The 11,594-nt window shown below is 42.4% G+C and carries 12 protein-coding genes; 4 read left to right on the top strand and 8 right to left on the bottom strand.

Annotated elements, in window-relative coordinates:
* The first annotated feature begins 58 nt into the window (after positions 1-58).
* Positions 59-508, top strand: coding sequence for a hypothetical protein (locus ACTS60_RS11485; protein ID WP_440888340.1), 450 nt, complete (start codon positions 59-61; stop codon positions 506-508).
* A 348-nt stretch (positions 509-856) separates the two neighbouring features.
* Here the strand turns inward: ACTS60_RS11485 and ACTS60_RS11490 are convergent, their stop codons facing one another.
* The 5 genes from ACTS60_RS11490 to ACTS60_RS11510 all read right to left on the bottom strand — a co-directional run bounded on the left by ACTS60_RS11490 (position 857) and on the right by ACTS60_RS11510 (position 4,015).
* Positions 857-1,471 (bottom strand): sugar O-acetyltransferase, encoded by a 615-nt coding sequence (locus ACTS60_RS11490; RefSeq protein WP_440888341.1) that lies wholly within the window; start codon positions 1,469-1,471, stop codon positions 857-859.
* Positions 1,472-1,728: 257 nt separating this feature from the next.
* On the bottom strand, positions 1,729-2,058 hold the full coding sequence (locus ACTS60_RS11495; protein WP_440888342.1) for a hypothetical protein: 330 nt from the start codon (positions 2,056-2,058) through the stop codon (positions 1,729-1,731).
* Positions 2,059-2,195: 137 nt separating this feature from the next.
* On the bottom strand, positions 2,196-2,744 hold the full coding sequence (cyaB, locus tag ACTS60_RS11500) for a class IV adenylate cyclase (protein WP_440888343.1): 549 nt from the start codon (positions 2,742-2,744) through the stop codon (positions 2,196-2,198).
* A gap of 103 nt (positions 2,745-2,847) precedes the next feature.
* Positions 2,848-3,282, bottom strand: a complete 435-nt coding sequence (locus tag ACTS60_RS11505) for an Mpo1 family 2-hydroxy fatty acid dioxygenase (RefSeq protein WP_440888344.1) — start codon at positions 3,280-3,282, stop codon at positions 2,848-2,850.
* A 250-nt stretch (positions 3,283-3,532) separates the two neighbouring features.
* Entirely contained in the window at positions 3,533-4,015 is a 483-nt protein-coding gene (locus tag ACTS60_RS11510) for a MarR family winged helix-turn-helix transcriptional regulator (protein WP_440888345.1), read from the bottom strand.
* A 120-nt stretch (positions 4,016-4,135) separates the two neighbouring features.
* On the opposite strand from ACTS60_RS11510, the gene ACTS60_RS11515 reads away from it, so the two are divergent.
* Complete coding sequence (locus tag ACTS60_RS11515) at positions 4,136-5,038, top strand: DMT family transporter (RefSeq protein ID WP_440888346.1); 903 nt, start codon at positions 4,136-4,138, stop codon at positions 5,036-5,038.
* A 109-nt stretch (positions 5,039-5,147) separates the two neighbouring features.
* Here the strand turns inward: ACTS60_RS11515 and ACTS60_RS11520 are convergent, their stop codons facing one another.
* A complete protein-coding gene (locus ACTS60_RS11520) occupies positions 5,148-5,708 on the bottom strand; it encodes an HdeD family acid-resistance protein (protein ID WP_440888347.1) in 561 nt (186 codons plus the stop codon).
* A 292-nt stretch (positions 5,709-6,000) separates the two neighbouring features.
* On the opposite strand from ACTS60_RS11520, the gene ACTS60_RS11525 reads away from it, so the two are divergent.
* Complete coding sequence (locus tag ACTS60_RS11525) at positions 6,001-7,281, top strand: mechanosensitive ion channel family protein (RefSeq protein ID WP_440888512.1); 1,281 nt, start codon at positions 6,001-6,003, stop codon at positions 7,279-7,281.
* A gap of 43 nt (positions 7,282-7,324) precedes the next feature.
* Here the strand turns inward: ACTS60_RS11525 and ACTS60_RS11530 are convergent, their stop codons facing one another.
* A complete protein-coding gene (locus ACTS60_RS11530) occupies positions 7,325-8,416 on the bottom strand; it encodes a linear amide C-N hydrolase (protein ID WP_440888348.1) in 1,092 nt (363 codons plus the stop codon).
* Positions 8,417-8,633: 217 nt separating this feature from the next.
* Here ACTS60_RS11530 and ACTS60_RS11535 point away from each other — a divergent pair, with 217 nt between their 5' ends.
* Positions 8,634-9,551 (top strand): universal stress protein, encoded by a 918-nt coding sequence (locus tag ACTS60_RS11535; protein ID WP_440888349.1) that lies wholly within the window; start codon positions 8,634-8,636, stop codon positions 9,549-9,551.
* A 78-nt stretch (positions 9,552-9,629) separates the two neighbouring features.
* On the opposite strand, the gene ACTS60_RS11540 is transcribed toward ACTS60_RS11535, so the two are convergent.
* The gene (locus ACTS60_RS11540; RefSeq protein WP_440888350.1) at positions 9,630-11,129 is read right to left on the bottom strand and encodes a lytic polysaccharide monooxygenase; all 1,500 of its coding nucleotides are present in this window, start codon (positions 11,127-11,129) and stop codon (positions 9,630-9,632) included.
* Positions 11,130-11,594 lie beyond the last annotated feature (465 nt).

The following is an 11,594-nucleotide window of genomic DNA, read 5'->3' on the forward strand; positions in this document are numbered from 1 at the left end:
AACACTTTTACTCGGGGCGCAACGTCTATACCGATGATTACTCGTAAGACCATAAAAAATGAAGCGCTTGGTCACTTTACAAACAAGACAGGTAAAGAACTCAAATTTTGGCAGTGTGTATATGAAAGCTTATAAGTTCGCCCTCTTCTTCGTGCTTGCACTTACAACTTTTTCAAATACGCTAGCTTTCGATTGCGTGAATGAACAGGAATTTTCTGTTTCAAATGAACACTGGATACATACTTTATCACCTGAAGTTCAATATTTTACTGTTCTTTACCTGTCAAATCGAACTGTTGAACAATGCCTAGGTGAAGAGCCATCAGAGCAAACCGAAAAACTTAAGTTGAAGCTAGAAGAAACCTTTGGAACTACAAGATTATCTGAGCTAGAAGACGACTTCCTTTTTTTATTTGATACACGAGAGGCATTCAAAGTTCTTAGGTTAGATATTATGGACGATGAGTTTCTAGAAAAGCTGCGAAACCATGAACTTTCTAAAGGCTAGCGACACGAAAACTAGAGTACGCCGTGCTGTTTCATACGTGCTACCGGTTCAAATCGACGCAACATCCAAAATAGAATACAAAGGAGATAGGAAGCGAGCTGATACTCGAGCATCATTATGTTGATTTTCAGCTTGGGGAGCTGAGTTCAGGTGCCGTATGCATTTTATCTCCTTGATGATGTTTTCATGTTCAAACAAGGTGACGAGATAGAATACGACTCTGACTGCATCTACTCGCAGCCAGGCACAACTCAACCTACCGACTGCTTTACAAAGGAAGGAGGAGCCACCAGAAGTGAGTTGTGCGTTGGATCATTCTAGTTTCCTAGCAAAAGTAGAGACTTTAGGCTACCCGTTGAATATATTATGTTCAATCTTACGGTCTTTAAAATAGTACTCTTTATCATGTTGTCCGATCTCTCGTAGAACTCGACACGGATTACCAACCGCAACGACATTGGCTGGGATATCCTTTGTTACTACACTACCCGCGCCAATCACCGAGTTTGCACCAATCCTCACGCCCGGTAATACCACTGAGTTCGCCCCTATCCAGACATTGTTGCCAATATGAACAGGGATATTAAACTGCGCCACATCACGCCTTAGATCCGGATCAATTGGGTGCCCTGCGGTAGCAATAGTGACATTCGGCCCAATCATTACGTGGTCGCCGATATAGATATGAGTGTCATCAACTAAGGTAAGGTTGAAATTGGCGTAAACATTGTCACCAAGGTGAGTATGACAGCCCCAGTTCGCTCTCAATGGTGGCTCGATATAACAATTCTTTCCAACAGATGCGAGAAGACGATTCAGAATCTCAGAGCGCTTTTCACCCTCTGATGGTCGTGTCTGGTTATAGTCGTATAACGTTTCTAGACATTCGGTTTGCATTGCCGCCAATTCTTCATCATCACAAAAGTACACTTGTTGGATATGTAGCATGGTTTTCTTATTCATTATTGTTCCTGTAGGGAGATATTCTGTGGGAAATCTAGCAAAGAGCGAACAACAAAATCTTGGCAAATATCATTAAATTCGTTTCGTATCGCAATCAGAATGGAATAATGCCATCAGGTGCACAATTTGATGCAATACAGACGCTCTCTGTTGAGGGAGCTTAATGGAAAGTAGCAGCAAGACAGAGTCGAGATAAGATGGAAAATACGAAAAATACCAGCAAAAATGCCGCAATCCTCAGAGAACGCGGCATCTTATCAGACAGACTTATTTCTTTTTTTGCGGTTATCGAGTCGCGTTTTAAATTTTTTATTTCTACGTTTTAAGGCACGGAAAAATTTAGACTCTTCGTGATACCAGCCAATCACGCTGATCGGGAAGCCCACCAGCATCATGATAAATAGGTCTGCGGGAAACTGCTCGGTAATATCTTTTACTTCATGCAAGTTACCAAATACAAACAAACCAATGACTTTGCCAACCAACAACGCGCAGCAGATCATCAAGAAAGACTTCACAATATAATGCCACTTGCCTTTCTTGCGCTCTTCTCGCCAATACACGTATTTGTGCTCGCGGTTGTACATTGCCCCTCCGACTCCGTGACATTGTCACTGAATAGTTACCTGTCTTAATGAACCCAGACGCAGTATTTACTCACTACTTTAATCATAGTGTTGTTGGAGGGAGTTGCTTGTCAGACCAATAAGAAATGACGTGGATTTTACGTAGTTTGCCACATCTGCTTATATGAACGGAGCTCCTTGTACGACTCATCCAAACCAAATCGTGCTGCAAGTGCTTCCAACTCTTGCTTATAGCGAGCAAGCGCATTTTCGTTATCAGTCATAATGGCGAACTCGGCAAAGTATCCAATGCCTTCTAGGTGGTCGAGAGTAATGTGAAACGCACCAATAAAGTAAATGCTGCGCACTTTTTTGGTCTGAAGAATCACTTCGTACCCCATGTTTTTCAGCATACTTTTCGCTGCATGAGACTTAGTGATATCAGTAGCTTCGCAGCGATCTTCTTCTGGACCTTTTACAATCCAAAGTTTGATACCTGAAGGTTCGATTTCTCGAATCACAAGGCTCTTCCCTTCGTGGCTGAGTTTTCGCTCTGGCGTGTCGTAGAACCAATCAGACTCTTGATTGTCTTCAAACATGACTTCATGTTCTAAACCACTCAACACCGCTAGAAAAGCTTGTTTATCTTGTACGCGGTATTTCAATTCGACTTCAAACTGACCTTGAAAATGCTGCTCTGCACTCATGTGACAACCTCACTACTGCTCTACACCTCATACCTCTGGGCGTTTCAAAGCGGCAGGATGGTAACACAGCCTAAGTGGTGAATCTGATAAACAGACCTTTCTTTTAATGTTTGCGAAATACCCAAATAGGACCAATCAAAAGAAACTGAATGTCTTCAAAGAAGGAGGGCTTCTTCCCTTCTATCTTGTGCCCGATGAATTGGAATATCCAAAGGACACCAAATAAGACCATAGAGATGTGCAGCACTGGCCAACCAAGAATGTCGATTGACCATATTAAGCCAATACACGCGACGGTGTAGCCAATCATCATCATGAATACACTCAGGGAAAGTCGGAAATAAAAGATCCAAGCGGGTACGGCAGCTATCCATACCCAATTAAGATTGAACCCAAATAAAGGAATTTGCGGGATAGACCAAATCAACCCTACCACAGACAAAAAGATGCCAGGAACCGCAACTCTATGAATTTTCTGATTGATAGGATTTTGATGGCTTTCACCATAGGCTTCTAACCATTCAGATAATGCTCGCATAACTTCACCTTTAACATCGCCATAACATTTATATAGTCGGTACGAGTTAAAGGTGCGAGTTTTTATCAGTGCATGTTAAGATCTGTGTGACTGAGAACAAACTATCTTACTGATATCCTAATAAAATACGCTGAGCTTTGGTTAATTTGGCGACCACAATATCATATGAGCGTTCACATAAACGAACCAACAAACTGCCCTAGCTCTTTCATGTTCATGGTTCCCCCTATCCTAAACCTTTGGAACTTAGTTACTCATACTGAGGCAATAATAGCTTTAACGCTTGGTTAACCTGCCCTTTTTCATCGCTATTTAACGAGCCCATGAGCTCATGTTGCGCTTGAAGATGTTGCTCGATCAGTGAATCTATCAGGTCGAAACCTTTTGATGTTAGCTCTACAGTGACACTACGGCGATCTTCTTTGCTATGTTCTCGCGCAATCAAACCTTTCTTTTCAAGCTTGTCGAGTCGGTTAGTCATCGCACCGGAAGTCAGCATCATCGATGAAATTAATTCTGAAGGCGTTAGACGATAAGGCTCACCACTACGTCGTAACGTCGCCAATACATCAAACTCCCCCATTTTAAGGTCATAACGTTTATGCAGTTCTGCTACATGGGTTTCCATATGTTTAGCAATTCGCATTAAACGGCCCATGATCGCCATCGGTTCGGTATCGAGATCTGGCTTCTCCTTTGCCCACTGACTTACCACTCTATCAATTGCGTCCATTTACCTTTCATCTCCAAAGACATTTTGATTGACGAATTTATTTTAACATAAAGATACTTTACAAGAAGCGATAACGAGCGTACCTTTACAATAAATTATCTCAACGTAAAGATATTTTACATGAACATTTTACTCGCGATGATTCCGGCGTTTTTTTGGGGCACCACTTACGCCGTAACACAGTTTACTTTGCCAGACTGGCCACCAGTGTTACTTGGTGCGCTGCGCGCCTTGCCTGCTGGTCTTTTACTACTCGCTATCAAACCCTCATTGCCAAAGAAACAAGATTGGAAGATCTTGCTTGTGCTTGGCACGATTAATATCGCCCTCTTCTTCGGTCTCATTTTCGTGATGGCGTTAACCTTACCTTCTGCAATCTCTGGTGTGGGCATGATTTCGGTACCGGTCTTTGCCATGTTGTTTGGATGGGTGGTGTACAAGCATCAACCGAGTCTTATTCAAGGGGTCAGTGGCGCCACCCTTATCGCGCTGGCTTGGTTCTTATTTGACCCAAGCTCGATTACGCTAAACCCAATTGGTTTAATGGCAATGTTGTCTGCCATTATGTGCATTGTGATTGGCAGCAGCGTCACTAAATCTCTAGGTTCAAGAATGCACTGGTGGACGGTACTCACCTGGCAGCTTATTTTAGGCGGCGTGGTTTTATCCATTGCGACGGGTGTACTTGCAAGCATCAACCCTGAGCCATACGTTCAGGCTATTCAAAACACTTCATTAAGAAATGTTGTTGGCCTACTGTGGGTAATTGTTCTGAACACCGCACTTGGCTACGGCATGTACGTGTGGCTATTACAACGTATGTCAGTTGTTGACTTTACCTTTGGCGGCATTGCCAACCCTGTCGCTGGCATTGTTTCAGGTCTGGTGTTGATGGGCGAAAGTTACTCTGCAATCCAGTACAGCCTAATGATTGGCATGATTATCATGTCGCTCGTACCGCAACTGTTGATATCGTTCAAGCAAAAAAGAAGTATCAACCATGCCAAGCCTTGTGAGTCATAAAAGCGGTCAACACTGAAAAAGATAAACCAATAAAACAAAGCCCGAGTTTGTACTCGGGCTTTTGCTAACATAAAGGAAAGGACAAAATAGTCTCTCTATGATTCAGAAATTAAAGTAGTTTCTTCATCTGCGTCCCCATAAAGATAAAGCTAATGCCTTCAATCAATAGAGAGATACCAACAAAAGTGCCTAACAGTGTCGTCGAGAACGCTGGATCGTCAAGCAACATAAAGAAGTAGCCACCAATCAGAACAGAAATGACGCCACTGAGCACGATCACATTGCTGCTTGGTAAACTGCGATTGCTTAACCCGAAGAACACACGGGTTAAACCATTAAGAATCATCACAATCACCATCAACATCGTAATGGTGACAAGGCCCGCTAGTGGTTTAAACAGAATGAACAGACCACCAACAATATAAAGCACGGCACTCAGTACGTACCAAAGTTTCTCTTTCCACACATTAATAGAAAACGTGTGGTAGGCCTGAACCAAACCGCTAAACAGCAGCACTGCACCCACGATGGTCGAGATCGTTACGCCTGCAAGTACAGGCAGACTCATAGCACCAATGCCCATTAAAGAGATAATGACGCCAACGATAACGAAGTATTTCCAGCCTTTAGACAAAAATGTAGGCTGTTGTGATTGATTAGAATTTTCCATGGAATGCCTCTTGAATTAAACGCGAGCCGCCTTTTCAGTCTAGTCTAGTAAAATACTGAGAGTTCACAGACTTAGTAGAAATAGGTGTCCCGTTTGCACAATTTGATGTTAAACCTGTATTTCACCTTCGCCTATACGCTATTTTTGAATAATAAGTTTCAAGATCACTGGATTAAACCAGTGCAAAACAGAGAGATGGAGAGTAGGATTAGCGGCTTTGTTACGCCTGTTGCCTGACTTCTCCGCAGAAGTTCTCACTTCTTCATTCAGGCTTCATATTGAGGATGACATTTTGCTCGATCATCACATTCGTACCTTCATTGCAGAAAAGCTCAATTCGGTGGGCATCAATAGCGATCCTTATGGTATCGAACTCACCACCGTTTTTATCCTTGCGAGCTTAACGACTGCCGCAATCAGTTATTTGTTTGTCCACCACCTGATTGTTCGCTCGGTCAATAATGTGCTTCAGAAGACCAATAAACCATTAGCGGACAGTCTGGCTAAGTACGATACCCTTGGGAAGATCTCGCTACTGATTCCAATTATGGTTTTAGATGTGTTTCTGCCATTAGCCGTCGGCCACTATGACTGGCTGGCCAATATTTTTGACCGTATTTTAAGTATTTCGATTCTAGTCATCTTTATTTGGATGATTTTCGCCCTACTAGACGCCCTCAATGACATCGCCACATTTAAAGGCATTACCAAAAGAATGCCAATAAAGAGTTTTGTTCAGTTGATAAAACTGTTCACCTTCTTTGTTGGTGTGGTGGTATCCATGTCGATTCTTGCCAACGAATCACCAGTGATCTTCCTTTCTGGTTTAGGCGTCGCCACGGGCTTCGTCATGTTGGTGTTTAAGGACACGATATTGGGCTTTGTTGCAGGCATTCAGCTTTCTGCAAACCGCATGATCAGCTTAAACGATTGGATTCAAATGGATTCGTACGGTGCGAATGGCACGGTAGAAGAGATTTCGCTGACAACAGTAAAAGTTCGAAACTTTGATAATACCGTCAGCATGCTGCCTGCTTATGCATTAGTGCAAAATGCTTTTATTAACTGGCAAGGCATGTCAGATTCTGGTGGTCGACGTATCAAACGCTCTGTTAATGTCGATGTCACATCAATTCGATTTTTGTCTGATGAGGAAATTGAAAAGCTTAAAAGCATTCGCATCCTTCGCCAATACATTTATGAAAAGTCCCGTGATATCAGCGATTACAACGAAGAAATGAGTGAAGAACCAGCCTTTGGCAACCTACGTCAAATGACCAACTTAGGTATGTTCCGCGCTTACATTAATGCTTATCTGAAAGCGAACAAAGACATTCACCAGTACATGCTGATTATGGTGAGACAATTAGAGCCGACACCAGAAGGTATTCCGTTGCAGGTTTACGCGTTTACCAACAATACTGACTGGGTTTACTATGAAGGCGTACAAGCGGATTTGTTCGATCATATCTATTCCATCATGCCACTGTTTGGTCTGCGCCCATACCAGATGTTGACAAGTAACGATGCGACACAGGTAACACGAAGCATTGCCTCATCACAGGTCGAATAAACGTTATTCAAAGTGGGGGTAGCTAGCCCCCACTCGTGTTTCTCTAAAGCACTACGTTTTCAACTGTGAATGAACCATTATCCAGCTTGCGTTTCAACTCTTGCTTCTGGTTGAAGTCAATTGTTTTTAGGTCAACTTTCTTGATTCTGCTATCGTGCATGGTTTTGTAGTAAAGTACACCATTGCCCTGGTCGATCACCGATGTCCATTGAGTTGCACTTGGTAGATCAGGGATATGCTCTCGATATTCAGAGCTAAACTCGGTACCAATTGGGATATCAAAGTTATTTAGAATATGGAACGCTTGCGATACTGCCTCTTGTGAAGTTTTCGATTCTGGTGCTGTATTAACAAAAAATGCTGCACGCACAAAACGCGATGGTGGGGTGATATCACCCGGCAAACCTAGAAAACCAGATCCGATACCAAAAGATTTCGCTTCAACACCACCAAACTTGGTCGGCGCACTGGTACCCGGCTGTAAGTGAATGTAGTTGTTCAAGTTCGTTACTTGCCATGGGAAGGTTGGCGAGTTAGTCAGAACACCCACTTCGTTTTCATAGATATGTACCTGACCGTGATCCATAATCTCAATCACAATGTTGTTACCCGCTTTGTCGGTAACACGCCAATGTCCGGTTGGTGACGGTTGCCCTTTTTCATCGATGTAAACAGGTACAATATCGATGTTTTTCATCGCAGTTTTCACTTCTTCAACTGTTTTGAATTGCGACAGCATCCAACGCACAAAATCCATGTCAGCAATACTATTTGCTCGGTCTTTCGGGTTATATGCCTTTAAAGAGCCATACCCTTTAAAGTAGAACAAACCTGCCGTTAGCCCTTCTTCGTTAACACCTTCACCAATAAAACGGTCATCGCTCACGGAAATACCGACAAATCCGTATTTACTCTTCCAGCTTAAACCTTGTTTTTGGTCCGGCATCGTTGAAGTAAAAGTATAATCACGAGGAGCGACTATCAGTTTACTGTTGAGATCACTCTCACCCCACTCAATCGTTCGAGCATGAATATGATCATTTGCTGTCGTTGAAAGAGAGATTCCTGTACAAGCCATTGCTGGCGCGATAATACTGGCAGAAAGTGCCATAGCGAGGAGGGTTTTCTTTACCATTTTCAGATCCACTAAGGAGGGGTAACATGCGGCGATTGTAGTCCTTTTCCTTCAACTTACAATCAATAAATATAAAAGCGATAGAATATAAATATCCTAAGAAAACATGACAAGATAACTGCGATTTACCAAACTAATTTCCATATTCAGCCTAGAATTATAGTATGTGTGGAATATTAGCCCATGACACACCACACTTATGAAAAAGGAGGTAGTTATGAGTAAATTTCAGAATATTTTGTTCGTTAGCCATGGATTGGCCAGTCAAAACAACTCGCTGGCTCAGGCCCTCAAACTCTCCCAACTTCACAATGCAAAAATCAGTGGCTTAATTACATGCCCTGCACTGCCGTCTAGCATGAGTGAATACAAGGAGACTTACCAAACATCTTTAGTAAACACCGTTAACGCTGAGCTCTCATCAATAGATCAAGACCTAAACTCATTTCCAATCGATATCGAAAGCAATACAAAACCCGCGGTGAGTGTTATTCAACATGTACTAAGTGGTCACCACGATTTGGTTTTTAAAGAAGCTGAGCCTGCATCTGATGACCAGAAAGGTTTTAAAGCACTTGATATGAAGTTACTACGTAAGTGTCCATGCCCTGTTTGGATAAGCCGTAGACACAGTAAAAAGATGTCAGAGCAAAAAGTCGCAGTCGCCATAGAGCCCGATGTCGAAAATAGTGAAGAAATGGAGCTTGCCATTGAGCTTCTTCGAACAGCACGATCTATTGCAGACACCTGCAACGGAACATTAGAAATTATCTCCTGTTGGGACTTCCTAATGGAGAGTTATTTACGACATCATATTTGGATACACGTTGATGACGAAATACTTGATAAACAAGTTCAAGCGATGAAAGGAGAACATCAGAAGAAACTTGATGAGTTGATAGAAAAATCTGGAATTTCTGGAGATGTCAAAGTGCACCACTTACATGGCTCCGCTGAAGAACTCATACCCCGTTGGGTAGATAACGAAGACATTGATACATTGGTAATGGGAACCATTGCACGCTCAGGAATTCAAGGGCTTGTCATTGGTAACACGGCAGAAAATATCCTCCAATCAATCCGATGCTCTTTAGTAGCGCTCAAGCCGAAAGGGTTTGTATCTCCAATTAAATAACCTTTCACCTTTTAGGCCACCTTCACCCCATGATGAAAGTGGCCTTATTAATTCATATAGATAACCTGGCTTCAGGTCTTAATTCGCTGGACGCCAAACACCCCATTGGTCTTGTTGGTAAGTCATTTTTGGATCATCACCACCTTGAATCCACCACTGAGCTTTCCATTTTCCATCGGCGTAAGACACCACTTCACCACCAAGGTAAGTTTTGGCTGCATCCCATACATCATCACTTGGATCTGGGTCTGGTGTTGGTTCTGGATCTACACCACCTTCGTCTGCAATCACTTCAAATGTGAATGTCTCTTTACGTTCACTGTTTACTGCATTGGCAACAAACGAAAGGGTTTCATTTTGAGTGATAGCAGCCGTGTCCACCACAATAGACGCCGTACCATTGTTTTGAATACTAACCGCCGTACCTTGCGTCTGAGTCAAGTTCGCCGCTTCGCTGGTGGCAATCACAACTTTGTCACCTGCGTTTACAACCTTATCACTCTTAACCAGTTCGTAAAGTTCACCGGTTAGAGGCTCAACCGTACCGTCGTCACCATCAATAACTGAAATAACACCCGATGCACGGCTATCTTTTGAGTTGAAGAAGTTACGTAATGGAGCGTTTTGGAAGTACATGTAGTGAGACATTTCTTCATGCCAATCACCAATGAATACGGCACCATCTTTGAACTCAGCATGCCACCCGTTGATCTCTGACGCCAGTAGACGCTGCCAGTCATTGATGTTGGATGAATTCACTTCAATATCAAAGCTGCGTGCAATATCGCCGTACTTATTGATGATGTCATACTTAACCGTGTCACCCAGATCAGGACCGATGAAATCAACGGGAATGTACAAGTCACCTTTTACAAGATCAGGTTGCGGTGTTGGTTCAGGTGGCGGCGTTTCACCACCCACAATAGTGATATCAGAACAGTTATAGAAGCCTTCACCCGCAGCGTCATCGCGTTGCCAACGTACAAATAGAATTGCATCACCCGAACGGTCAGAAGGAATGGTAACGTTCATGCGGTACTTACCACCTTCAACAGGAATATTGCCCTCTTTCTGAATAAGCTCTAGGTCACCCCACGCGAGCGCTTTGCTCAGGTCCGCATCTGGCTTAGTTAAATAGAACTCCCAAAACGATGGGTTGTGAGGTGCAGTGGCGTTAAATACAAACTCAAATGTACCCGTGTTGAGTTCAGTACGAGTCCAAGCTGTATGTGGCGCGCCCATGCCTTTTTTCTGAGGGTCATTTGCAAAACACAATGTGCCGTCAGGGATTGCCGCTTTTACCGCTGCGATATTGTTGTAATCAGTAATGTTCTTTGCATATTCATTACGCTGAACAAACGGGTAAGTACCTGAGATTTCTTTTGCTTGAGCACAAGCCGCATTAGGTGGATTACCCGACCAAATTCCGCCTTGTTCATAACATGTGTTTTGACGAGCACTCGGAAACTCTGTCCAACCGTGAGCATGTGCCGCTGTAGGCAGACCGGATAGCATTGCCATACCCACAGCTGCTTTAAGAATGTTATTATTTGCCTTCACTTTTTCACTCTCTTCCATTTATTGTACAAATAAGACCTAACGGACGTTTTATATCCGCCATCACCTATTGCGCGTTTATAATTTTAATCAGAAAACAGTTAAAAATAATATACGTAACTAATTTCAATAAAAGTCTCACATTTATCCAAAGGAATTAATATCACAATTTCAAATATTTGGAGTTTGTATAACACACTCCTCACCTAAACATGACAACCTTTAAAAACATAAACTTACAGTCAAGAAACACACATAAAGTGACGGATATGCGGATAAAACACTCTACAAGCGAACACATCTAAGCCAACCAAAAACATCGTTATTTAGTGTGAGTTACATTCCAATTAATTTATTAAATCATTATGAAAATATATTTCAATTAAAGAATGGCTAATATAAAAACAACAAATAAATATAGAAGTTACATCTTGTATTTTTATTTATTGTAAAAAGTCAGAAATATAATCTAAGGGATAAGGGAGA

Origin of the sequence: Vibrio sp. WZ-1, from assembly GCF_052037695.1 — a bacterium.
Lineage (GTDB): Bacteria > Pseudomonadota > Gammaproteobacteria > Enterobacterales > Vibrionaceae > Vibrio.